Origin of the sequence: Actinomycetospora termitidis, from assembly GCF_030286555.1 — a bacterium.
In the GTDB taxonomy this organism is placed as follows: domain Bacteria; phylum Actinomycetota; class Actinomycetes; order Mycobacteriales; family Pseudonocardiaceae; genus Actinomycetospora; species Actinomycetospora termitidis.
In genome coordinates, this window is sequence record NZ_JASVWF010000010.1 from 87,917 (window position 1) to 111,460 (window position 23,544).

The 23,544-nt window shown below is 75.5% G+C and carries 21 protein-coding genes; 9 read left to right on the forward strand and 12 right to left on the reverse strand.

The window, feature by feature from the left end; translation table 11 throughout:
* Nucleotides 1–30: 30 nt before the first annotated feature.
* Complete coding sequence (locus QRT03_RS30275; RefSeq protein ID WP_286056895.1) at nt 31–1,437, reverse strand: NAD(P)H-quinone dehydrogenase; 1,407 nt, start codon at nt 1,435–1,437, stop codon at nt 31–33.
* A 178-nt stretch (nt 1,438–1,615) separates the two neighbouring features.
* On the opposite strand from QRT03_RS30275, the gene QRT03_RS30280 reads away from it, so the two are divergent.
* Nucleotides 1,616–2,083 (forward strand): gamma-glutamylcyclotransferase family protein, encoded by a 468-nt coding sequence (locus tag QRT03_RS30280; protein WP_286056896.1) that lies wholly within the window; start codon nt 1,616–1,618, stop codon nt 2,081–2,083.
* Between the two features lie 73 nt (nt 2,084–2,156).
* On the opposite strand, the gene QRT03_RS30285 is transcribed toward QRT03_RS30280, so the two are convergent.
* Nucleotides 2,157–4,565 carry a Tex family protein gene (locus QRT03_RS30285; RefSeq protein ID WP_286056897.1) on the reverse strand — a complete coding sequence of 803 codons (2,409 nt, stop codon included), beginning with the start codon at nt 4,563–4,565 and terminating at the stop codon, nt 2,157–2,159.
* A 71-nt stretch (nt 4,566–4,636) separates the two neighbouring features.
* On the reverse strand, nt 4,637–5,677 hold the full coding sequence (locus QRT03_RS30290) for a LacI family DNA-binding transcriptional regulator (RefSeq protein ID WP_286056898.1): 1,041 nt from the start codon (nt 5,675–5,677) through the stop codon (nt 4,637–4,639).
* 232 nt (nt 5,678–5,909) lie between these two features.
* Between QRT03_RS30290 and QRT03_RS30295 the strand changes: the two genes are divergently transcribed.
* Nucleotides 5,910–6,062: a hypothetical protein gene (locus tag QRT03_RS30295; RefSeq protein WP_286056899.1), complete on the forward strand. Its 153-nt coding sequence runs from the start codon at nt 5,910–5,912 to the stop codon at nt 6,060–6,062.
* A gap of 83 nt (nt 6,063–6,145) precedes the next feature.
* Here QRT03_RS30295 and QRT03_RS30300 read toward each other — a convergent pair whose 3' ends face one another.
* Nucleotides 6,146–7,369, reverse strand: a complete 1,224-nt coding sequence (locus tag QRT03_RS30300) for an amidohydrolase (RefSeq protein WP_286056900.1) — start codon at nt 7,367–7,369, stop codon at nt 6,146–6,148.
* Nucleotides 7,370–7,720: 351 nt separating this feature from the next.
* On the opposite strand from QRT03_RS30300, the gene QRT03_RS30305 reads away from it, so the two are divergent.
* Genes QRT03_RS30305 through QRT03_RS30320 form a run of 4 tightly spaced genes read left to right on the forward strand, consistent with a single transcriptional unit; the run spans nt 7,721 to nt 12,864 of the window.
* A complete protein-coding gene (locus QRT03_RS30305) occupies nt 7,721–10,654 on the forward strand; it encodes a serine/threonine-protein kinase (protein ID WP_286056901.1) in 2,934 nt (977 codons plus the stop codon).
* Between the two features lie 13 nt (nt 10,655–10,667).
* A complete protein-coding gene (locus tag QRT03_RS30310) occupies nt 10,668–11,456 on the forward strand; it encodes a purine-nucleoside phosphorylase (RefSeq protein WP_286056902.1) in 789 nt (262 codons plus the stop codon).
* The gene (locus tag QRT03_RS30315; protein ID WP_286056903.1) at nt 11,453–11,914 is read left to right on the forward strand and encodes a flavodoxin family protein; all 462 of its coding nucleotides are present in this window, start codon (nt 11,453–11,455) and stop codon (nt 11,912–11,914) included. The genes QRT03_RS30310 and QRT03_RS30315 overlap by 4 nt, the downstream gene beginning before the upstream one ends.
* A 29-nt stretch (nt 11,915–11,943) precedes the next feature.
* The gene (locus QRT03_RS30320) at nt 11,944–12,864 is read left to right on the forward strand and encodes an NADP-dependent oxidoreductase (protein ID WP_286056904.1); all 921 of its coding nucleotides are present in this window, start codon (nt 11,944–11,946) and stop codon (nt 12,862–12,864) included.
* Here the strand turns inward: QRT03_RS30320 and rsmI are convergent.
* Nucleotides 12,854–13,693 carry a 16S rRNA (cytidine(1402)-2'-O)-methyltransferase gene (rsmI, locus tag QRT03_RS30325; RefSeq protein ID WP_286056905.1) on the reverse strand — a complete coding sequence of 280 codons (840 nt, stop codon included), beginning with the start codon at nt 13,691–13,693 and terminating at the stop codon, nt 12,854–12,856. The two genes, QRT03_RS30320 and rsmI, sit on opposite strands and share 11 nt — an antisense overlap.
* A 65-nt stretch (nt 13,694–13,758) precedes the next feature.
* Complete coding sequence (locus QRT03_RS30330) at nt 13,759–14,331, reverse strand: Uma2 family endonuclease (RefSeq protein ID WP_286056906.1); 573 nt, start codon at nt 14,329–14,331, stop codon at nt 13,759–13,761.
* An 86-nt stretch (nt 14,332–14,417) separates the two neighbouring features.
* Between QRT03_RS30330 and QRT03_RS30335 the strand changes: the two genes are divergently transcribed.
* Nucleotides 14,418–16,013: a dolichyl-phosphate-mannose--protein mannosyltransferase gene (locus tag QRT03_RS30335; protein ID WP_425604931.1), complete on the forward strand. Its 1,596-nt coding sequence runs from the start codon at nt 14,418–14,420 to the stop codon at nt 16,011–16,013.
* On the opposite strand, the gene QRT03_RS30340 is transcribed toward QRT03_RS30335, so the two are convergent.
* Nucleotides 15,964–16,665, reverse strand: a complete 702-nt coding sequence (locus tag QRT03_RS30340) for a VOC family protein (RefSeq protein ID WP_286056907.1) — start codon at nt 16,663–16,665, stop codon at nt 15,964–15,966. The two genes, QRT03_RS30335 and QRT03_RS30340, sit on opposite strands and share 50 nt — an antisense overlap.
* Before the next feature lie 86 nt (nt 16,666–16,751).
* On the opposite strand from QRT03_RS30340, the gene QRT03_RS30345 reads away from it, so the two are divergent.
* Nucleotides 16,752–17,657: an alpha/beta hydrolase family protein gene (locus QRT03_RS30345; RefSeq protein WP_286057017.1), complete on the forward strand. Its 906-nt coding sequence runs from the start codon at nt 16,752–16,754 to the stop codon at nt 17,655–17,657.
* A gap of 18 nt (nt 17,658–17,675) precedes the next feature.
* Complete coding sequence (locus tag QRT03_RS30350) at nt 17,676–18,233, forward strand: TetR/AcrR family transcriptional regulator (RefSeq protein WP_286056908.1); 558 nt, start codon at nt 17,676–17,678, stop codon at nt 18,231–18,233.
* 60 nt (nt 18,234–18,293) lie between these two features.
* On the opposite strand, the gene QRT03_RS30355 is transcribed toward QRT03_RS30350, so the two are convergent.
* From QRT03_RS30355 to QRT03_RS30375, 5 genes are all read right to left on the reverse strand, one after another.
* Nucleotides 18,294–18,527 carry a hypothetical protein gene (locus tag QRT03_RS30355; RefSeq protein ID WP_286056909.1) on the reverse strand — a complete coding sequence of 78 codons (234 nt, stop codon included), beginning with the start codon at nt 18,525–18,527 and terminating at the stop codon, nt 18,294–18,296.
* Between the two features lie 77 nt (nt 18,528–18,604).
* Nucleotides 18,605–19,603 carry an ABC transporter substrate-binding protein gene (locus QRT03_RS30360; protein ID WP_286056910.1) on the reverse strand — a complete coding sequence of 333 codons (999 nt, stop codon included), beginning with the start codon at nt 19,601–19,603 and terminating at the stop codon, nt 18,605–18,607.
* Nucleotides 19,600–21,207, reverse strand: coding sequence for a thiamine pyrophosphate-binding protein (locus QRT03_RS30365; protein ID WP_286056911.1), 1,608 nt, complete (start codon nt 21,205–21,207; stop codon nt 19,600–19,602). The genes QRT03_RS30360 and QRT03_RS30365 overlap by 4 nt, the downstream gene beginning before the upstream one ends.
* Nucleotides 21,204–21,869: a GTP-binding protein gene (locus tag QRT03_RS30370; RefSeq protein ID WP_286056912.1), complete on the reverse strand. Its 666-nt coding sequence runs from the start codon at nt 21,867–21,869 to the stop codon at nt 21,204–21,206. The genes QRT03_RS30365 and QRT03_RS30370 overlap by 4 nt, the downstream gene beginning before the upstream one ends.
* Nucleotides 21,847–23,541 carry an FAD-binding protein gene (locus QRT03_RS30375; protein ID WP_286056913.1) on the reverse strand — a complete coding sequence of 565 codons (1,695 nt, stop codon included), beginning with the start codon at nt 23,539–23,541 and terminating at the stop codon, nt 21,847–21,849. Before QRT03_RS30375 ends, QRT03_RS30370 begins: the two co-directional genes overlap by 23 nt.
* Nucleotides 23,542–23,544: the final 3 nt, after the last annotated feature.

The window sequence follows — 23,544 nt, forward strand, 5'->3', positions numbered from 1 at the left end:
GGTGCCGCGGCACCCGCCGTCGGGAGCGGCTCAATCGAGGTCGTCGTGCTGCATGAGGCGGCGGCCGGCCTCGGTCACCGAGCCCGAGAGGGACGGGTAGATCGAGAACGTGTGCGCCAGGTCGTCCACGGTGAGGTTGTTCTGCACCGCCATGGCCAGCGGGAGGACCAGCTCGCTCGCCACCGGCGCGACGATCACGCCGCCGATGACGACCCCGGTGGCCGGACGGCAGAAGATCTTCACGAACCCGCGGTCGAGGCCCTGCATCTTCGCCCGCGGGTTCGTGCCCAGCGGGAGCAGCACCTCGCGGGCCGCGAACTCCCCCGACTCGACCTGCTTGTGCCCGATCCCCACGGTCGCGACCTCGGGCCGGGTGAACACGGCCGACGCGACCGTCTTGAGCCGCAGCGGCCCGACGCCCTCGCCGAGCGAGTGCCACATCGCGATCCGGCCCTGCATCGCCGCGACCGAGGCCAGCGGCAGCAGACCGGTGCAGTCGCCCGCGGCGTAGACGCCGGGGACCGACGTGCGTGACACCCGGTCGACGGTGATGTGCCCGGAGTCGCGGAGCTCCAGCCCGACCTCGTCGCAGCCCAGGTCCCCGGTGTTGGGCACCGATCCGACGGTCATCAGCGCGTGCGAGCCGGTGACCTCCCGCCCGTCGGACAGGGTCACCCGCACCCCGTCGGAGGTGGCCACGACCTTGTCCGCCCGGGAGCGCGGCTCGATCGTCACGCCGCGCTCGGTGAAGACCTCCTCCAGCGTGGTGGCCGCGTCCGGGTCCTCGTGGGGCAGCACGCGGTCGCGGCTGGAGATCAGGGTGACGGGGACGCCCAGCTCGGAGTACGCGGAGACGAACTCCGCGCCGGTGACCCCGGACCCGACGACGACGAGGTGCTCGGGCAGCTCCTCGAGGTCGTAGAGCTGACGCCAGGTCAGGATGCGCTTCCCGTCCGGCACCGCGTCCGGCAGCACGCGGGGCGAGGCGCCGGTGGCGAGGAGGACCACGTCGGCAGTCACGGTCTCGACCGGTGAACCGTCGGAGGGGGTGATCTCGATGTCGTGGGTGGCGCTGTTGTCCGACGCGGCGCGGAACCGACCGCGGCCGTCGACCACGCGCACCCCGGCGCGCTCGAGCGTGGCCCGGATGTCGGAGGACTGCGCGAGCGCGAGGCCCTTCACCCGGCCGTTGACGCGCGGCAGGTCGACGACCGCGTCGTCGTCGTCCACCTCGATTCCCATGTCGGCGTTCCGGCGGAAGCCCGCCCGCACCCCGGCGGAGGCGATGAAGGTCTTGGACGGCACGCAGTCGTAGGCGACGCAGTTGCCGCCGACGCTGTCCTCCTCGACGAGGACGACGGAGGCCTCGTGCTGCGCGGCGACCAGGGCCGCCTCGTATCCGGCGGGACCACCGCCGAGGATCACGATGCGGGTCATGGGTGGAGGTCCCTCCAGGAAGTGCGGTGGTGGTGTCCGGGATGCCCGGTCGGCGTCCATCCTGCCCGTCCGCTCGGGGTCGTGCGGCGCCCCCGTGGCGGGCGACGCACCGGACACGGCCGGACGACCTGGGCGACCACCGGTATCGAACGGCCCTGTCCTGGCTACCCTGTGCGCCGTGCCGCTCTACGCCGCGTACGGGTCGAACATGGACCCCGCGCAGATGATGCAACGCGCGCCCCACTCGCCGGTCTCGGGTTCCGGCTGGCTCGAGGGCTGGCGCCTGACGTTCGGGGGCGAGGACCTCGGCTGGGAGGGCGCGCTCTCCACGGTCGTCGAGGACCCGTCCTCCCGCGTGTTCGTGGTGCTCTACGACGTCAGCCCGCTCGACGTCGACCAGCTCGACCGCTGGGAGGGCGGCGAGCTCGGGATGCACAAGAAGCTCCGGCTGCGGGTGCAGACGATGGACGGTCCGCAGCTCGCCTGGGTCTACGTCCTCGACGCCTACGAGGGCGGCCTCCCGTCCGCGCGCTACATCGGCGTGCTCTCCGACGCGGCCGAGGCCGCCGGCGCGCCGGACGACTACGTCCAGGCGCTCCGCGAACGCCCCTGCCGCTCCGTGGGACCGGGTTCCGCCTCGATGTAGGTGCCGCGAGGGCGACACCACGCAGGCATCCGGCAGCCGGAACCTGCGTCACGTCGCCCTCGGCGCCGGCCGCCTACTTGTCGAAGCCCGCCCGGCGCAGCGCGTCGGCCATGGCGCCGCCCGCCGGCTTGCGATCACGGTCGCCGCCGCGCCGCTCCTTGCCGGAACCACCCTTCGGCTGCCCGCCCTTGGCCTGCCCGCCCTGCTGCGCTCGGCCGCCCTGGCCCTGCCCGCCGCCGCGCGGAGCCCCGCCCTCACGACCGCCCGTGCCTCCGGACTCCGCGCCGGGCTCGTCGTCCAGGCGCAGCGTCAAGGAGATGCGCTTGCGGGGGACGTCGACGTCCATCACCTTGACCCGCACGACGTCGCCCGGGCCGACGACGGCGCGGGGGTCGGACACGAAGTCCTTCGACATCGCGGAGATGTGGACCAGACCGTCCTGGTGCACGCCCACGTCGACGAACGCCCCGAACGCGGCCACGTTGGTCACGACGCCCTCGAGCACCATCCCGGTCTTCAGGTCGGTGATCTGCTCGACGCCCTCGGCGAAGGTGGCGGTCTCGAAGGCCGGGCGCGGGTCGCGGCCCGGCTTGTCGAGCTCGGCGATGATGTCGGTGACCGTCGGGACGCCGAAGGTGTCGTCGGTGAACTCGCGCGGGTCGAGGCGACCCAGCAGCGTGGAGTTGCCGACGAGCGACGCCACGTCGGTCCCGGTCTTCTCCACGATCCGCCGCACCACCGGGTAGGCCTCGGGGTGGACGCCGGAGCGGTCGAGCGGGTCCGTGGCGTCGGGGATCCGCAGGAAGCCCGCACACTGCTCGAACGCCTTCGCGCCCAGCCGCGGCACCTTCGTCAGCGCCGTCCGGGAGGCGAACGGGCCGTGCTCGTCGCGGAACCCGACGATCGTCGTCGCGAGACCCGTCGAGATGCCGGAGACCCGGCGGAGCAGCGGAGCGGAGGCCGTGTTCACGTCGACGCCGACCGCGTTCACGCAGTCCTCGACCACGCCGTCGAGCGACCGCGAGAGCAGCGTCCCGGACACGTCGTGCTGGTACTGCCCCACCCCGATCGACTTCGGGTCGATCTTCACCAGCTCGGCCAGCGGGTCCTGCAGGCGGCGCGCGATGGAGACGGCCCCGCGGATCGAGACGTCGAGGTCGGGCAGTTCCCTCGACGCCTCCTCCGACGCCGAGTACACCGACGCCCCCGCCTCGGACACCATCGCCGGGATCAGCCCGGGCTGCGCCTTCGCGAGCTCCACGGCGAGCTTGTGGGTCTCCCGGCTCGCGGTGCCGTTGCCGATCGCGACCAGCTCGACCCCGTGCTCCCGCGCCAGCCGCCCCAGGGTGGCCAGCGAGGCGTCCCACTGGTTGCGCGGCACGTGCGGGTAGATCGTCTCGAACGCGACGACCTTGCCCGTGCCGTCGACGACGGCGACCTTCACGCCCGTGCGCAGCCCCGGGTCGAGCCCCATGGTCGGGCGGGCGCCGGCGGGTGCGGCGAGCAGCAGGTCGCGCAGGTTGCCGGCGAAGACCCCGACGGCACCCTCCTCCGCCACCTCGCGGAGACGTACCCGCAGGTCGACCGCCAGGCGCGACGAGATGCGGGTCCGCCACGCCCAGCGCGCCACCCCGAGCAGCCAGGCGTCCGCCGGCCGTCCGCGGTCGGCGATGCCCGCCACGGACGCGATGCGGCCCTCGTAGGCGGAGGTGTCGCCGTCGTCGTCGGCCGAGCACGGGTCGAAGGTGAGCTGCAGGACCTCCTCGGTCTCGCCGCGCAGCAGGGCGAGGATCCGGTGCGAGGGGAGCCGGGTGTACGGCTCGTCGAAGGCGAAGTAGTCGGAGAACTTCGCCGCGGCCTGGTCGTCCGCCTTCCCCTCGCGTACGACCGCGGTGAGCCGGCCGCGGGTCCACATGCGCTCGCGCAGCTCGCCCACGAGGTCGGCGTCCTCCGCGAGCCGCTCGACCAGGATCGCGCGGGCGCCCTCGAGCGCCGCGTCGGCGTCGGCCACGCCCTTCTCCGGGTCGACGAACGCGGCCGCGGCGGCCTGCGGCGGCACGGTCGGGTCGCCCAGCAGCCCGTCGGCCAGCGGCTCCAGCCCGGCCTCGCGGGCGATCATCGCCTTCGTGCGGCGCTTGGGCTTGTAGGGCAGGTAGACGTCCTCGAGCCGGCTCTTCGTCTCGGCGGCCAGGAGCTGGGCGTGCAGCTCGTCGGTGAGCTTCCCCTGCTCGCGCACCGACTCGACGACGGCCGTCCGCCGCTCCTCGAGCTCGCGCAGGTAGCCGAGCCGCTCGTCGAGCGTGCGCAGCTGCACGTCGTCGAGACCGCCCGTGACCTCCTTGCGGTAGCGCGCGACGAACGGGACCGTCGCCCCGCCGTCGAGCAGCTCGACGGCGGCGCGGACCTGTCCCTCGCCGACCCCCAGCTCGGAGGCGATGCGGGTGGGGACCGGCGGCAGCTGCGCGGGCGCGGACGTCGTCACGGGAGCCATCGTGCAACACCGCACCGACAGCCTCGGCCGGACCCGGCACGCGCAGTCGGGACCCCGATGTGTCAGGCGTCGCGGGACCGCGGACCGGTCGACCCCCGGACGACGAGGTCGGCCGGCAGCACGAGCGGCTCGACCGGCAGGTTCGGGCGCAGCACCATCTCCGCGGCCCGACGCCCCTTCTCCCGGTGCGGTTGCCGCACTGTGGTCAGGGGCGGGCGCCCCGTGGCCGCCGCCGGGACGTCGTCGAACCCGACGAGCGACAGGTCGCCGGGCACGGCGAGCCCGAGGGCCTCGGCCGCATCGAGCGCGCCGAAGGCCAGCTCGTCGCTCATGGCGAGCAGGGCGGTCGGGCGGGGTCGGCGGGCGAGCAGGGCCGCGGCGGCGCGTCGGCCCGCCTCCCGCCCGTAGGGCGCCCGTTCCTCGACCGCCATGCCCTCCCAACGCAGGCCCGCCTCCTCGACCGCCCGTCGGTAGCCCGCGAGCCGACGCCGGGTGGCGTGGTAGTGGATGTCCACCTGCCGCTCCCCCGACGGTGCGCCCTCCCACCCGTCGCCGTGCAGTGGCATCGGGACGATGCCGAGCCGCGTGTGCCCGAGGTCGAGGAGGTGCCGGGCCGCGGCGTACGCGCCGGCCTCGTCGTCGATGCCGACGTGACCGGCGCCGTCGAAGGGCGGACCGTCGACGATGACGAACGGCAGTCCCCGCTCCCGGATGACCCCGAAGGTGCGGTCGTCGGGGAAGTCGCAGTAGCAGATGACGCCGTCGACGAGCGCGACGCGCGCGGCCGCGCTGCGGCGGCCGGGCACGAGGACCAGGGCCAGCCCCTCGCGCTCGCAGAGCTCGGAGATGCCCTCCATGAACTGCGCGGCGGCCGGGTCGCTGAACGCGAACGTGACCGGCTCGCCGATCACCACGCCGAGCGCCGCCACGCGCCCACGGGCCAGGGTGGCGGCCAGTGGGTCCGGGCCGGCGTACCCGAGCTCTCCGGCCGTGCTGAGGATGCGCGAGCGCAGCCGGGCGCTGAGCCGCTCGGGGTGGTTGTAGGCGTTCGAGACGGTGGCCCGCGAGACGCCCAGCTCGGCCGCCACGGTCGCGAGGGTCACGCGCCGTCGGCCTCCGTCCGTTCCCACGGCACCAGTGTCCCGCGATCACCGGAGCCGCCGGCGGGACGCTGAACCGGTTCACCACTCATCGAGAAGCAGTAGTCGAGGTCTTGCGGTGGCACGAGGTAAACCGGTTCACTAGGCGCGTCGAGGGGAGAGAACGATGCTCGACCGACTTCGGGACCTGGTGGGACGACCGGATCGGCGCCGCGCCCGCGGCTCCGACCGTGCTGTGTGGATCCGATCGCGCCTGGACGCGCTCGACCGGGAGCGGTGGGAGCTGCTCGCGGACGAGGCGATCCCCGGCCGCAAGCACCGGCTCGACGCCGTCGCCGGCGCGCAGGACGACCTGCGGGTCGAGCTCGCGACGCTCGAGGCGCGCTGAACCGACGCCGGGCCGCGCGACGAAGCGGCGTGACTGCCACTGGATGACAGCAACGACGCTCTGCTGTCACCCCGCGACGGTGCTCAGCCCTCCAGCGAGAGCAGCGCCGCCTGCACCATCGTGCGCACGCCGACCGGCAGCGCCCGCTCGTCCAGCCGGAACGTGGGCTGGTGGATGTCGGACTGCGGGCCCTCACCGGACCAGACACCCAGGCGACCCATGGCGCCCGGCACGTGCTCGAGGTACCAGCCGAAGTCCTCGCCGCCCGAGGACTGCTCGGTGTCCGTGGCCGCGCCCGGACCGACGGCCCGCTCGGCCGCACGGGCCAGCAGGTCGGCCGACACCGGGTCGTTGACCACCGGCGGCACGCCGCGGCGGTGCTCCAGCACGTAACCGACACCGGTCGGCGCCAGCAGCGCCGTCACCAGCTGGCGCACCAGCGGCTCCAGCTCGTTCCACGTCTGGTGCTGGGCGGTGCGCAGCGTGCCGGAGAGCGTCCCGACCTCCGGGACCGCGTTCGCCGCGTGCCCCGCGTCGACCTGGCCCCAGACCAGGACCGTGCCCGAGCGCGGGTCGATCCGGCGGGACAGCAGGTCGGGCAGGCCGGTGATGACGGTGCCGAGCGCGTGCACGAGGTCGGCCGTCAGGTGCGGGCGCGAGGTGTGCCCGCCGGGCGAGGTGAGGCGCAGCTCGAGCATGTCGCAGGCCGAGGTGATCGGGCCGACGCGGGTGCCGACGCGCCCGACCTCCAGCCGCGGGTCGCAGTGCAGCGCGAAGATGCGGTCGACGTCGGCGAGCCCGTCGGCGGCGATCACGTCGAGCGCGCCGCCGGGCTGGACCTCCTCCGCGGGCTGGAAGACCAGCCGCACCCGCCCGGGCAGCCGGTCGGCCACCCCGGCCAGCGCGACGCCGGCGCCGAGCAGGACCGCGGTGTGCGCGTCGTGCCCGCACATGTGGGCGATGCCCGGCGTGCGCGAGGCCCAGGGGACGTCGGTCTGCTCGTGCAGCGGCAGGGCGTCCATGTCGGCGCGCAGCGCGACGGTGCGGGAGCCGGACCCGACGTCGCAGATCAGGCCGGTCCCGGGCAGCAACCGGGGCCGCAGGCCCACGGAGCGCAGGACCTCGGCGCACAGGTCGGTCGTCATCCGCTCGGCGCGGGCGAGCTCGGGGTGCGCGTGGATCGTGCGGCGCCAGCCGACGACGTCCGCGGTGTGCTCGGCGAGCCACGTGTCCAGCCACTGCGGGCCGGTGCCCGCCCCGAGGTCCACCGCAGTCGGGTCCTCCGGCCGGGTCTGCAGCAGCGTCACCGTCTCCACCTCCTCGGGCCGCGGGCGGGTACGGCCCGCGACTGGTGAGACCCAGGATGCATCCCCCGGACGGCCCCACGGGGTCGCTCGGACGCGGTCGCGCCGAGGGGTCCCACCGATGCTGTCAGTGGCGAAACTCTCCGTCGGGCAACGAGACGAGCGGACGGTTGATGCAGGTCACCGGGTCAGCGGTCCGCGTCCACCGCTGGTCTCCCGACGAGCGGTCGCACGCCCGGTGACGAGAGGCGTCGATGCGGTCGCGCGCCACCGTTCGGCCCGGTCACGGCGGTGGTGGGCGGCCGGGCGGGTGGGGCGGGGGTCACCGTCGGGCGGGGCGCCATCATGGAGGGCGTGAGTCCGCGCCCCGCCGACACCCGCCGCCTGGTCGGGCGGTACCGCCTCGACTCCGAACTGGGGCGCGGGGCGATGGGCACGGTGTGGTCGGCCTACGACGAGGTGCTGCACCGCCCGGTCGCGGTCAAGGAGGTCCGGCTCTCGCTCGTGCCGGTCTCCGAGCGGGCGATCGTGCGCGAGCGGACCCTGCGCGAGGCCCGGGCCACGGCCATGCTCAGCCACCCCAACGTCGTCACCCTCTACGACGTCGTCGAGGTCAACGCCGAGCCGTACGTCGTCATGGAGCTGCTGCCCTCGCGCAGCCTGGCCTCCTACATCGGCGAGCGCGGCACCCTGACGCCGCCCGAGACCGCCGAGATCGGCTCCGCCGTCGCGTCCGCGCTGATGACCGCCCACCGCGCCGGCATCACCCACCGCGACGTCAAGCCCGGCAACGTCCTCATCGGCACCGACGGGCAGATCAAGCTCACCGACTTCGGCATCGCCCGCAACGCCGCCGAGTCCTCGATGACCCAGACCGGCACGGTGCTCGGCTCGCCGCCCTACATCGCCCCCGAGGTCGCGATGGGCCGCGCGGTCGGTCCGCCCGCGGACCTGTGGGGCCTCGGCGCGACGCTCTACGCCTGCCTCGAGGGCCGCCCGCCCTACGACGCGGGTGACCCGGTCTCGACGGTGTCGGCCGTCGTGCACGGCGAGGTCCCGCGCCCGTCGGGGCAGGGGCCGGTCCAGGACGTGGTCCGCGGGCTCATGGTGAAGGACCCGACGCTGCGGATGCCGCTCCCGGCGGTCCGACGCCGGCTGCGCCCGCTCATGTCCGACCCCGAGGGCCCGATGCTCTCCGCGCCCCCGTCCCCCGCGACGACGGAGTTCCGGCTCCCCACCACCCCGCCCCGGCCCGACGACGGCGACGACCGCTCCGGCCTCATCCCCGTCGGGCGCAGCGGCACGCTCGTCGACCAGGCCCCGCCCGACCATCCCGGGCCCGCCCCGCGGACGGCGCCCATCGCCGCTCCCGAGAAGCCCGTTCCCGACGACGGGTCGGGGCCGGCCGCCGAGGCGGCGGCGGCCCCTGCGGAGGCGGCGGCTCCCGCAGAGGCGGCAGCTCCTGCGGAGGCCGCTCCCGACGCGGCAGCGGCTCCCGACGACGCGGCACCGGCCGACGCCGCGGGCCCGGACACCACGCCCCCGGCCGGCGAGGCGGGCGAGGCACCGGCCTCCGACGACGAGCCCGCCGTGGCTCCGTCCAGCGGGGTGCGCGCGGACGCGCCGGACGCACCGGAGGTCGGGCCGGACGAGGCGGCCGCCCTCGACGGGGCGGACGCTCCCGCCGACCCCGAGGGCGCGGCCGCGCAGGCCCCGGCGTTCGGCACCGGCGCCACCGGGTCGGCGACGCCGGAGGCGGGCGCACCGGAGGCCGGGACGCCGGACTCGTCGGGTGAGACGTCGCGGTCGGAGGCCGGGGACGACGAGGCCTCGCCCGCCGCAGGTACCGCGGCCGCGGCGGGGGCTGCGGCCGTCGCGGGCGCTGCTGCCACGGCGGCGACCTCCGCCGGCTCCGGCGCCGGGGCGTCCGAGTCCGACGTCCCCTCCGAGGCGGAGGCGTCCGACGCCGCCGAGGCCGGCGCGGCCGAGGAGGGATCCACGGCACCTGCCGCCGACGAGCCCGCGGCGAGCGGCGCGGCGGAGGAGCGGACCGGGGACGCCTCGGCCCCCGCCGGCGAACAGGCTGCCGACGAGAAGAGCTCCGGCGAGAAGGCCCGCGCCGGCAAGGCCACGGCCGAGAAGGACCCTGCCGAGGACGCCCCCGAGAAGGTCGACGACGAGGCCCCGGCCGCGGCGGGGGGCGAGGAGGCCGGCGACGGACAGGCCGCTGGACCGGGGTCCGACACCGACCTCGACGACCCGGCGTCGGGGACGGGCGAGCCCGACGCGCCGGGGAGCACCCCGCCGACCGGGACCACCCCGCCCGGCGGCGCGCCCCGCACCACCCCGCCCGGCGGGACCCCGCGCTCGACACCGCCCGGCGGCAGCCCCCGGTCGACCCCCTCCGGCGGCACCGCCGTCCCGGCGCCCGCCGCGTCCGAGACGACGATGGTCACCCCGCGGGTCCCGGTCCGCCGCGGGCCGGCCACCCCGGGCCCGTGGCCCTCCCCGACCGCGCCCCCGTTCCGCCGTCCGCCCCCGCCCGTCACCGGGCCCGGGCCCCGTCGTCCCGGCAACCCGCAGGCCCTCGCGGCCGATCCGGGGCCCCTGCCCTTCGCGCCCTCCCGCCCGACGGGGCCGTCCGCCGAGCAGCAACGGCGGCGCCGGATCGCGGTCGTGGCGCTGGTCGTCGTGCTGGCGCTGGCCGGCCTGCTCGCCGGCTACGCGGTGACCCGCCTGGTCGGCGGACAGGCCCCGTTCTCGGTCTCCCTGGCTCCCGAGGGACCGGTCGTCGACGGCGTGCGCCTCGTGTCCCACTCCGACGACAACGCGCGCTACAGCGGCACCGGCATGGGGTTCACCGCCCTCGTACCCAGCACGTGGCAGCAGTTCCGGCTCCAGGAGCCGGGCGGGGACATCGTCGTGCGCTACGTGTCCGACGACGCCGACCGCGAGCTGCGGATCGACCGCCTGATCCGCTTCTACCCCGCGCAGAACGCCGCGGACTACGCCCGGCTCCTCGCCGACCCCACCCGGGTCGGCGCGGAGGCGGTGCGGGTCGAGCCCCTGACGACGGTCGCCCCGGCCCGCTCGGGCGCCTCGGAGCCGGTCCAGCAGACCGTCTACCGCGCGCTCACCGGCCCGACCGACGACCGCACCACCTGGACGCGCCTCATCCCCTCCGGCACCGACCTGTGGGTGGTCCGGATGACCGCTCCGAGCCTGACGGCGGGTGGTGCGCCCGAGCAGTTCGCCGCGGTCGCCGACAGCTTCGTCCCGCCCGTCTGATCTCCTGCACCCGATGGACGCTCCCGAGCACGCCGCCGCCGAACTCGCCCGCCGCACCGGCGTGGACCGCCACGACGTCGCCGTCGTCCTCGGCTCCGGCTGGGGCCCCGCCGCGGACGGCATCGGGCCCACCGCCGCCGAGGTCCCCGTGGCCGAGCTGCCCGGCTTCACCCCGCCCGGCGCGCCCGACCACCGGGGCACGGCGCGTTCCGTGCCGGTCGGAGACGGCCACGCGCTCGTCCTGCTCGGCCGCACCCACCTGTACGAGGGCCACGGCGAGGCGCAGGCGGTGCACGCGGTACGGACCGCCTGCGCGGCCGGCGCGTCCACGGTGATCCTGACGAACGCCGCGGGCGGCATCGACCCGTCGTACGCCGTCGGGCAGCCCGTGCTGATCTCCGACCACCTCAACCTGACGGGGCGTTCACCTCTGGTCGGGCCCGCGTTCGTCGACCTGACCGACGCCTACGATCCCGCCCTGCGCGCCGTCGCCCGCGACCTGGACCCGACGCTCGTCGAGGGCGTCTACGCCGGGCTCCCGGGCCCGCACTTCGAGACGCCCGCGGAGATCCGGATGCTCCGCACGCTCGGCGCCGACCTGGTGGGCATGTCGACCGTGCTGGAGACGGTCGCCGCCCGCGCCGCAGGTGCCCGGGTCGCCGGGATCGCGCTGGTCAGCAACCCCGCCGCCGGCACCACGAGCGAGAAGATCGACCACCTGGCCGTCCTCGACGCCGTGCACGCCGCCGCCGCCCGCACCGGCGAGCTGCTCCGCGGCCTGGTGACGGCCGCCCTCGTATGAGCCGGCTCCTCGTCGTCCACCACACGCCGTCGCCGACGTGCCAGGAGCTGCTGGAGGCCGTGCTGGAGGGCGCACGGACCGATGAGCTGCCCGGGACGGTCGACGTGGTGACCCGGCCGGCGCTCACGGCGGGCCCCGCGGACGTCCTCGCCGCCGACGGCGTCGTCCTGGGCACACCGGCCAACATCGGGACGATGTCCGGGGCGCTCAAGCACTTCTTCGACCAGATCTACTACCCGGTGATGCAGGACGCCGCCGGGCTCGGGTTCGGGCTCTACGTCCACGGCGGCGACGACACCGCCGGCGCGGTCCGCGACGTCCTGCGCATCACCGGTGGCCTGGGCTGGGAGCAGGCCGCGGAGGTCGTCACGACGACGGGTGCGCTCGCCGCGGTCGACCGCGAGGCGGCCTGGGAGCTCGGGGCGACGCTCGCACTCCGGGCGCTCGGCGGGGAATGAGCCGCAGGGCTCCGTCCGTTCCCGCCCACATGACGTCGCGTGCCGTGCAGTTCTCCCGCTTCGGCGGGCCGGAGGTCCTCGAGCTCGTCGAGCGGGAGAACCCGCAGCCGGGTCCCGGGCAGGTCCGCGTGGCGGTCCGCGCCGCGTCGGTGAACCCGGCGGACTGGAAGGTGCGCTCCGGCGCCTTCGCGCGGACGGACGCGCCGGACCACCCGGTCGTCCCCGGTTTCGACGTCGCCGGGGTGGTCGAGGCCGTCGGCTCGGGCGTGACGACGCCGGGGGTGGGCGACGAGGTCCTCGGCGGCGCGTCCGGCGGCGCCTACGCGGAGAAGGCCGTCGCCGACGCGTCGGCCGTCGTGGCCAAGCCGGCCTCGATGAGCTGGGAGGTCGCGGGATCGCTCGGCGTGATCGTGTCGACCACCTACCGCGTGCTCGCGCTCCTCGACCTCCGGCCGGGCGCGACCCTGGTGGTCCACGGGGCGTCCGGAGGCGTCGGGATGATCGCCGCGCAGGTGGCGGCCTCCCGCGGCGTCACGGTGATCGGCACCGCGAGCGGGTCCCACCAGGACGACGTCCGCTCGCTCGGCGTGACGCCCGTCGTCTACGGCGAGGGGCTCGTGGAGCGGGTACACGCGATCACCGACCACGTCGACGCCGTCTTCGACACCTCGGGCAAGGGCTCGCTGGCCGACCTGGTCGAGATCGCCGGCTCCGCCGACCGCGTCATCACGATCGCGCACCCGGACGCCGGGGAGCACGGCGTCCGCTTCTCCGGCGGCGGCACGGGCGACCCCGAGATCGAGGGCGCGCTGGCCGAGGCCGCGGGGAAGATCGCCGCCGGGTTCTGGCGCGCACCCGCCGTCACGACCTACCCGCTGGAGCAGGCCGCCCAGGCCCAGGAGGACAACCGCACCGGGGCCGTGAGCGGCAAGCTCGTCCTCACCCCCTGAGCTTGAGGGCGCTCTCGTAGAGGGCGTTGGTCGGCACCCCGTGGGCGGTGCCGACCTCCTTGGCAGCGTCCTTGAGACCCCGCCCGCCCTCGACGAGGGCGAGCACCTCCTCGGCGAGCTCGTCGGGGTCCGGTGCCTTCCGGACGGCGGGTCCGAGGACCACGGTGATCTCGCCCAGCACCGTGCCCTCGGGCTCCGCCCACGCCGCCAGCTCGCCGAGCGTCCCCCGCAGGACCTCCTCGTGCGTCTTCGTCAGCTCCCGGCACACCGCGACCCGGCGGTCGGCCCCGAGCACCTCGGCGGCGATCCGAAGCGTCTTCCCGAGCCGTCGCGGCGACTCGAAGAACACCACCGTGCGGGGCTCGTGCGCGAGCTCGGAGAACCACTCGTCCCGCTTGTGGTCGGTGCGCGGCGGGAACCCCTCGAAGCAGAACCGGTCGGTCGGGAGCCCCGACACGGCCAGCGCCGCGAGGACCGCCGACGGGCCGGGGAGGCAGCGCACGGTGATCCCCGCGTCGATCGCGGCGTCCACCAGGCGGTACCCGGGGTCCGAGACGGACGGCATCCCGGCGTCGGTCACGACGAGCACGGTCGCGCCGCCCTCGAGTTCCTCGACGAGCCGCGGGGTCCGGGTCCGCTCGACGTCCTCGTAGAAGCTGACCTTCCGGCCGGTCACGGTGACGCCGAGCGCACTCGTGAGCCGCCCCAACCGGCGGGTGTCCTCGACCGCGACCACGTCCGCCGTCGCGAGGGCCTCGCGGAGCCGCTGCGAGGCGTCGTCGGGGTTGCCGAGCGGGGTCGCGGCGAGCAGGAGGACACCGTCGGTCACGGGACCCGAGGGTAGGCGCACCGGGCGGCGCCGGTCGGCCGGGCACGTCCGTGGTCGCCGGCCCGTCAGCGGTCGAGCGCGTCCAGGTCGATCGTGGCCCCGAGGGCGAGCTCGGCGCGGCCGCGGTGCTCGGCCCGGACGCGGTAGGCCCCGTCGTCGAGCAGGAGCTCGGTGAGGACGACGGGCGGCCCCGGCTCGACGAGCAGGTAGTGCGCGATGCCGACCTCCGCGTACTCGGCGAGCTTCGCGACCCGGTCCGTCCGGCGGCTCCCGGGCGACTGCACCTCGACCGCGAGCAGGACGTCCGCAGGGTCCTGGCGCGTGCGGTGGTCGGCGGTCGCGGTCCGGATCACGACGACGTCCGGGGCCCGGACGGTCGGGGTGGGCCCGCCCTCGATGAGGACGTCGAGCTTCGGGACCGCACACCACTCGGGCGGGAGGACGGCCGCCAGGGCGTTCATGACGAGGACCGCGACACGCTGGTGGCGCGCCGACGGTCGGCTCCGGACCATCAGCACCCCCTCCAGCAGCTCGACCTTCGCGGGCAGCCCCTCGGGCAGGGCGTCCCACTCCTCGAGTCCGAACGGGTGCGGCGGCAGCGCGCGGGCGAATGCCCCGATGTCCGTGGCGGCGCTCATCGGCTCTCACCTCCTTCGATGACGCTCAGCGTCCCACGGTTCCCACGAGTTCGGATCGGCTTCGGACCGACGTACGATCTGCTCCCGTGACGGCCGGCAGCACCCTCGAGAAGCCGACCACGCCTGCCGTCGGGAACGCCGATCCGCGTGGGGTGCTCGCGCCCGGGCCGCGCGGCGTGGAGAGCCTGATCGGGCGGCCGATGCCGACCGACCGGCTCCGCGGCTGGCTGGTCACGCTCGTGATCACGCTGGTCGGCGGGCTGGTGCGGTTCTGGAACCTGGGCTGGCCGACGGACAACGGCACCCCGGTGTTCGACGAGAAGCACTACGTGCCGCAGACGTGGCAGGTGCTGCGCAACGGCGGGTACGAGGACAACCCCGGCTACGAGCTCGTCGTGCACCCGCCGCTGTCCAAGCAGCTCATGGCCGTCGGGCAGTGGGTGTTCGGCTACGACCCGGTGGGCTGGCGGGTGGTCAGCGCGCTCGCGGGGACGCTGTGCATCCTGCTCGTCGTCCGGATCGCGCGGCGCCTGACGCGCTCGACGCTGCTCGGCGCGGTCGCGGGCGTCCTGCTGATCTGCGACGGGCTCTCGCAGGTGTCCAGCCGCGTCGGGATGATCGACGTCTACCCGACGCTGTTCGTGCTGGCCGCGTTCGCCGCGATCCTCGCCGACCGGGACGACGTGCGGGCCCGCCTCGCGACCGTCGTGGCCGAGGGTCGGATCCTCGACACCCCGTTCGGTCCGCGCCTCGGCGTGCGGTGGTGGCGGTTCGCGGCCGGGATCAGCATCGGCCTGGCGCTGGCGAGCAAGTGGTCCGGGCTCTACTACATCGTCTTCCTGGGCGCGCTGGTGATCGGTCTCGACGTGGCCGCACGCCGCGCCGCCGGGGTCGAGCGGCCGTGGGTGGGCACCCTGGTGCGCGACGTCCTGCCGCTGGCCTGGACGTTCTTCGTCATCCCGATCCTGGTCTACCTCGCCAGCTGGCTGCCCTGGATCGCCTCGGAGACCGGCACCGACCGCCACGTCGCCGAGGCCAAGGGCGACGCGGTCGGGCTCTATGCGCTGCTGCCGAGCTGGCTGCCGGACTGGTTCCGGGGCATGGCGTACTTCTCCTCCAAGGTGCTGGAGTTCCACGCCACGCTCTCGACCCCGCGCGGCAACCCGCACCCCTGGGAGTCGAAGCCCTGGACGTGGCCGATGGGGCTGCGCCCGATGCTCTACTACTACGAGTCCGGTGCGAACGCCCCGGGGTGCAGCTCCGACGACTGCGTCGGGGCGGTCATGGCGATCGGCACGCCGGCCATCTGGTGGCTCGCGTTCCCGGTGCTGGGCTGGAGTCTCTGGCGCTGGGTCACGCGGCGCGACTGGCGCTACGCGGTCGTCCTGGTCGGCTACGGCGCGGGCATCCTGCCGTGGTTCACCGACATCGACCGGCAGATGTACTTCTTCTACATGACGCCGGTGATCCCGTTCCTGGTCCTGGCGCTCGTCCTGGTCCTCGGCGAGATCCTGGGCCGACGGACGGCAGGCCCCGAACGGCGCTCGACCGGGCGGATGGTCGTCGCGCTCTACGTCGGGATCGTCGTCGCGAACTTCGCCTGGCTCTGGCCGATCCTCGTGGGCGCCTCGATCACGGCGGCCCGCTGGAACGCGGAGCTCTGGCTGCCGTCCTGGCGGTGACGGCGAACCGCGCGCCGGTCGGGTCCTCCAGCACGGCCTTCCCGTCCTCCTTCCCGACGACGGATCCTCCCGCGGCCTCGGTGGCCGCCGCGGCCGCGTCGACGTCGGCGACCGGGAAGTGCGCCAGCCAGTGCGGCAGCGCGTCGCCGGCGAACACCACGGCGCCGAACGCGTCGCCGTCGTGGTGCAGCGTGGTGGTGCCGGGCTCGTCGGTGGGCTCGTGGGTCCAGCCGAGGACGGTGCCGTAGAAGGCCTTCGTCTGGCCGGGCTCCGCGGAGGCGGCCGCGACCCAGGGCACGGGCGCCGCGTGCTCGTCGGACTCCCACACGCCGAACGCTGCGCCGCCCGCGTCGATCGCGACGACGACCAGGCCGCCCCGCCCGTCGTCGTCCGGACCGTGCAGGACCTGCCCGCCGGCCTCCTCGATCGCCTCGGCCGTCCCGGCGGCGTCGTCGACGGCCACGTAGACCGTCCACCCCGGCGGAGCGCCCTCCGGCCCGCCGAGCCCGGCGACCCGCCGACCGTCGGCCAGCGCGACGGCCTCGTGGTGCACGGCGCCGTCGTCGGTGAACGTCCACCCGCAGACCGCGGCGTAGAAGTCCCGCCCGGCGCCCGCCGTGAGGTCCGCCCAGCACGGCCGCCCGTCGGTCATGTCCTCGAGTGTGACCCGCGGCACCGGGAACTGCAGGCCCAGTTCTTAGAACGCTCGTTATAGTAGCGGGTGTTCTACGAAAGGAGATCGACGTGAACGCCGTCCCCGTCGTCTCGGTGGCCCCGGTGTCCCTGCCGTCGCCCGACCGCGGCCACGACCTCGACGTCCGCGTGTCCGCGCCCGTGACCGGGACCGGCCTGCCGGTGGTCGTGTTCTCGCACGGCTTCGGGTCGTCGCTGCGGGGCTACGGCCCCCTGACCGACCACTGGGCCGCCCACGGGTTCGTCGTCGTGCAGCCGACCCACCTCGACTCGCGCACGGTCGCCGTCGCGTCGCCGGCCTCGCCGTGGCGCTCGCGGGCCGACGACCTGCGACGGATCCTCGACGACCTCGCCGTCCTCGTGCGGGCGGTGCCCGGCCTCGAGGGCCGGGTCGACGCAGGCCGGGTCGGCGTCGCCGGGCACTCCTTCGGCGGGCAGACCGCCGGGCTCCTGCTCGGGCTGCGCGTCCTCGACCCCGACGGCGTCCCGGGCCCGGACCTCTCCGACGCGCGGGTGCAGGTCGGGGTCCTCCTCGCGACCGCCGGGCGCGGCGGCGACTCCCTCGCGCCCGGGATGATCGAGCGCATGCCGTGGCTGAACCCGACGTTCGACGGCCTGACGACGCCGACGCTGGTCGTCGTCGGGGACGCGGACCGCAGCCCGTTGACCGTCCGCGGGCCGGAGTGGATGACGGACCCCTACCGGCTGGCCCCGGGCGCGACGGACCTGCTCACGGTGCTCGGTGGCGAGCACTCGCTCGGCGGCATCCCCGGCTACGAGGCGGCCGAGACGACCGACGAGGACCCGGCGCGGGTCGCCGTCGTGCAGCGGACGACGACGGCGTACCTGCGCAGCGCGCTCGAGCCCGGCGACGACGCGTGGGCGAGGGCCCGGGAGTCCGTCGACCCGGCGCTCGCCCGTCTCGAGTCCCGCGACACGGCGCCGGCATAGCCGATGGTCGGACGCCCCGTGGACCACCGCCGGCGGGCGGAGCTGCTCGACGCCGCCGTCGACCACGCGTCGCGAGAGGTGTTCGCCGAGCTCTCGTTCCGTTCGGTGGCGGCCGCGCTCGGGGTCTCGACGACGACCCTGGTGCACCACTTCGGGACGAAGGACCGGCTGCTGGGGAGCATCCTCGAGCGTCTCCGCGAGCGGCTCGTCGCGTCCTCGGAGGAGATCGCGGGCGAGCACCCGGACCTGGCGACGGCGGCGCGCGCGTTCTGGGACTGGAGCTCCGACGAGGCGCAGTGGCCGTCGTTGCGGCTCTTCTTCGCGGTCTACGGGCACGCCGTCCAGTCGCCCGGGACCTACGGCGGGTTCCTCGACACGGTGGGCGCCGACTGGATCGCCGTCCTCGTCGCGGCCCAGGGGCCCTCCGTCGAGCCGGCCGACGCGACCGCCCGTGCGACCGTCGTGGTGGCGACGATCCGTGGGCTCCTGCTCGACGTGCTCGCCACCGGCGACCGGGCGCGGGTGGAGGAGGCGGCGGCGGCGTTCCTGAGCGACCTGGCTCCGAGAAGTACATGAGGCACGTGCCGCCGCCGATCCGCGTGCCTCATGTACTTCTCGGCGGCACCGGCGCCGCGATCACCGCTGCGGGGTGAACCACCAGCCGTCGGGGGCCGGGTCGTCGCCGGCGATCCGGTCGAGCTGGGACGCCAGCGCCTGGGCGAGCACCGGGACCATCGCCCGGCCGTCGCGACGGCGCTCCGCCTGCGACGGCGGGCGGTCGGGGGCCCGCTCCGGCTCCGACGACGGCTCCCGCGACGGCTCCGGCGTCACGGCCGCCGGCGGCGGGGGCACCTCGATCGGCGTGGACAAGGGAGCGGACGCCCGTGACAGCGGGACCTCCCCCGGCCACGGACCCCAGTGGCGTTCGTCGGAACCGGACACCTTCATCACCCCGCGATCAGCGACGCCGCGTCGAGGCGCCGGTCGATCATGCCCGCCGCGCTCATCAGGTCGGCCACGCGCTGGATGCGGGCCGCCTGCACGGTCGTCGGATAGTTCGGCAGCGTGATCAGGGTCGCCGTCGGGCCGTCGACCGGCGCGTAGGTCGGCAGGACCGCCGTGGTCGCCCGCGAGTCCGCCGCGGCCGCCGCCCCCCGCGCGAGCGCGGCCCGGAACGCCGCGACGGTGCGCGGGAACTGCTCGGCGAACCGCGAGGTGGTGAAGTAGCCGTCGAGCGGGAGCGCCGCGGTCGGGCCGCTGCACGGGTCGACGACGGGCAGCGCGCCCACCGCCTGCTCGGCCTGCGTCACGAACGGCTCGACCAGCCACGCCGCGTCCAGCGTGCCGGCCCCGAGGGCGCCGACGGCCTGCGCGAACGGCATCGTCACGTACCGCACCGGCCCCACGCCCCGCGCCGCGAGCACGCGGTCCAGGGCGAGGGTCTGGATGTTCGGCGCGGGCGTGTTCACCGCGACGGTGCGTCCCGCCAGCTGCGTGACGTCCCGGATGCCGGACCGGGGCCCGACGACGACCTGGTCCAGGTCGGGCGAGGCCAGCGCGGCCTCGGAGACCACCCGCAGGTCGGCGTCGCCGCGGGCCTGCGCCTCGAGGTAGGTCACGTAGTTCGCGCCCGCGACGATGTCGACGCTGCCGTCGGCGAGCCCGGCGAACCCCTGCGGCGAGGACGTCAGCGGCCTGATCGTCACGTCCAGCCCGGCGTCGCGGAAGAACCCCTGCTGCTGGGCGAGATAGAGCGGGGCGACGTCGACGATCGGCAGGCTCGTGACGGTGATCCGGGTCCGTTCCGGCGCCCCGTCGGTCGGGGCCGCGGAACACCCGGCGAGGAGGACGACGACGAACGCCACCGCCGCGAGTGCGACAACACGCAGGAATCGAGGGCGCCGGACCTGCGCCACGTCGACCTCGCGGAAGCAGCGGGCGGTCACGACGCTCCCCCGCGGATCCGGACGACGACCAGCGACGGCTCGCCCGAGCGCTGCGCCGCCGCGAGGGTTGGGCCGATCTCCGACCCGTGCTCCACCGCGGTCCCGTGCAGGCCCAGCGAGCGGGCGAGCCCCGCCCAGTCGACCCCGCCGAGCCGGGTGCCCTCGAACCCGGGCGGCAGCGCGTCGGACACCGCCCGGTAGCCGCCGTTGTCGACCACGACGTACGTGACCGGCGCGCCCAGGCGCGCCGCGGTCCACAACCCCTGCACCCCGAACATCGCCGAGCCGTCCCCGAGGAACCCGACGACGGGCCGGTCCGGGTGGGCCAGCGCGAGCCCGACGGCCGCCCCGGCGCCCCAGCCGAGACCTCCGTTGCCGCTGGAGTTGTGGTAGTCGCCGGCGTCCCGCTGTACGAGGGCGCGCCGCAGCGCGGGGCCTGTCGTCGGGGCCTCCTCGACCACGACCGTCCCGGGCGCCACCGCGTCCGCCACCGCCTGGGCGGCCGACGCCGGGTCGAGCGGCCCGCCGGCGTCGACCCCGGCGCGTGCCCGGTCCCGCCACGTCGTCCGCTCCCGGAGGAGGGTCTCCGCGATCCGGGCGCCTCGTTCACGATCGGCCTCGCGGCCCGGGAGCAGCGCGGTGAGCGCCGCGAGCGTCGCGCCGACCGACCCGGCCAGCCCGACCTCGACGTCGTAGGAGCGCCCGATCTCGGCCGGGTCGTCGTCGAGCTGCACGACCCGCACGCCGTCGGGGATCGGCCGCTCGGGGGTCCACACGTGCGGGCGGATCGCGGCTCCGGCAACGAGCAGCACGTCGTGCCCGGCCAGGGCCTTCGCGATCTCCGTGCCGGTGAAGTGCGGCGACGGCGCCGTGAGCGGGTGTTCGGAATCCGCGTTCACGTACTCGTACTGCGGCTGCGGGTAGACGGTGGCGCCGAGGGCCTCGGCGAGCGCGGTCAGCTCGGCGACCGACCGCGTCGCGCCGACCCGGTCGCCCGCGAGGATCGCCGGACGCTCCGCGGACCGGAGCACGGCCGCGGCCTCCTCGACGGCCGGGGACGGCCCGGCGTCGGGAGCCGGGATGCGCGACGGCACCGGCACGTCCTCGTCGGCGGCGAGGAGGTTCATCGGGATCGACAGGAACGCCGGGCCGGAGGGCTGGCGGCGCACCCGCGCGAAGGCGCGGCGCAGCAGCGGCAGCAGGTCGGCGCCGGTGTGCACCTCCTCGGCGGTCAGGCACGCGGGCGCCGCCAGCCCGACGAGGTCGCCGCCGAGCATCGGGGCGTCGCGCAGGAAGCGCTGGTCCTGCTGGCCGGCGGTGATCACGAGCGGGGTGCGCGAGCGGCGCGCGTTGTTCATGCCGATCAGCGCGTTCGACACCCCGGGCACGGCGTGCACCGAGACGAACGCCGGGCGACCGGTCCCCCGCGCGTAGCCGTCCGCGGCCGAGACCGCGGAGAACTCCTGCAGGGCCAGCACGTACGACGGGTCGGTGGTCGTGGCGAGCTCGCGCAGCAGCGGCAGCTCGGTGGTGCCGGGGTTGCCGAAGACGCGGTCGACGCCCTCGTCGCGCAGCAGCTCCAGGGTCCGTGCGGCCAGGCTCATCGGGTGACTCCCTCCCGTTCGGCGGTCGAGGCGCGGTAGCTCTCCACCCGCTGCGGCTCCCGGCCGGTCGCCCCGCCGCGCACCGTCAGGGCGTGCCCGACGAGGTGCGCGAGGGTCTCGGTGGCCGAGTGCCGGTCGCGGGCGTCGCAGGTGACGACGGGGGTGGCGGCGTCCAGCGTCAGTGCCTCCCGCACCGCCTCCGGACCGTGCGGGAACTCGCCGTCGAACCCGTTGACCGCGACGATCACGGGCAGGTCGGTGCGGTCGAAGTAATCGAGCACCGGGAACGAGTCGACGAGACGCCGGGTGTCGACGAGGACCACCGCGCCGACGGCCCCGCGGCACAGCTCGTCCCACATGAACCAGAACCGGTACTGCCCCGGCGTGCCGAACAGGTACAGCGGCAGCGCGCCCGCGGCCTCGGTGTCACCGGGGTCGAGGTCGAGGCGGCCGAAGTCCATCGCGACCGTCGTCGACTGCTTGTCCGGCGTCGCGGACAGGTCGTCGACGCCCACGCTCGCCGCCGTCATCACCTCCTCGGTGCGCAGCGGGGTGATGTCGGACGCGGCGCCCACGAAGGTCGTCTTGCCGACGCCGAACGCGCCCGCGACCACCACCTTCAGGGCGGTGACGGTCTGCTCAGAGCCGCCTGCGGAGTCCACGCAGCACCCTCTCCAGCTGGTCGGTGTCCGCCCCGGTGCCGGGACGGTGGACGCGGACGAGGCCCGCGTCGGCGAGGTCGGTGACGAGCACGCGCACCACCCCGAGCGGCAGCCGCGTCCCCGCCGCGAGTTCGGCGATCGAGCGCCACGGGCGCGCGGCCGCGACGATCGCGGCGGCCTCCGGTGGACGGCCGTCGTCCTCCGGGACCGGGATCGCGTAGCCGAACCTGAACACCTCGTCCGGATCGACCCGCCCCTTGAGCGCGGCGAGCCGCCGGTAGTCCCCGGGGCTCCAGGCGGTCGCGACGACGTCGGACTCGGTGACGGTGCCGAGGAAGTTCACCGCGGCCCCCGTGGAGTACGGCTGCAGCGCCTCGACCAGCCGGCGGACCCGGTCGGCGCGGGCGTGCGTGTCGACCACGAACACGCCGTAGGTCGCCTCCCGCCCGCCGACGGCGTTGTCGGGTTCCGGACGACGGGTCATCGCGCCCCCGAGGTGGCGGATCTCGACGCTCGCCACGGGTTCGCCGACGTCCGGACCGACCGCCCTCGCGATTGCCTCGACGGCACCGGGCGCGAGGTCCGCGAGCAGCAGCCCGCGCTTGAACACGTCGGCCGGCTCGGTGGGGTCGTCGTGGATGGTGCCGATCGCGGAGAACGGCAGCTCGGTGACGGTGTCGAGGACCGGGCCCAGGGCGCGCAGCCCGGCGAGCGCCTCGTCCGCGCCGGGCCCCAGGTGCGCGACGCGCAGGTGCACGGCCGGGAGCGTCCCGCCGCGGGTGCGGTGGCCGAGCCGGGAGAACGACAACGACGTCGTCGTGGCCTCGGTGAGCCCGGCCGTGACGCGCGGGTAGGCGCGCAGCACCTCCTCGGCCCGCGAGCCGTCGAAGAACAGCCCGCCACCGGTGATCGTCGCGATCGGGAAGAGGCGCAGGACCAGGGTGGTGACGACGCCGAGGTTGCCCTTGCCGCCGCGCAGGCCCCAGAAGAGCTCGGGCTCGTGGTCGGCGTCGACGAGCCGGACCGTCCCGTCGGCGGTGACCACCTCCGCCGCGAGGACGTGGTCGGCGGTGAAGCCGAACGTGCGCGCGAGCGGGCTGATCCCACCGCCCAGGGTGTAGCCGACGACCCCCACGCCGGGCGCGGAGCCGCACAGCGGCGCGAGGCCGTACGGGCCGGCCGCGGCGATCACCTCGCTCCACACCACCCCGGCGCCGACGGTGACGGTGCGCGCGTCCGGGTCGACCCGCACGCCGCGCATCCGCCGGGTGGAGACCAGCACCCCGTCGTCCACGGGCCGCACGGCGCCGTGCCCGGTGGCCTGGACCGCGACCGGCAGCCCGCGTTCCACCGCGAACGCGACCGCCGCGGCCACGTCCCCGCTGTCCCGCGCCCCGACCACGACGCGCGGCCGGTGCTCCACGGCCGAGTACGTCGACGCGAGCTCCTCGGCGAACCCCACGTCCCCGGGCAGCCACACCGGGCCGCGGACGAGCCCGGCGAGGCGCCGGAGCTCGTCGTCGGGAAGGGTCCCCGCCGCCGACCGCGGGCGCCGGGGCTCGGGGATCGCGTCGACCGCGGACACGACCGTCTCCGGCGGCCAGGACGCGGTCGTCCGCCCGCCGGTCAGCGTGTAGGGGCGGACGAGGGTCCGCGGGTCGGGGTCGGTCATCGG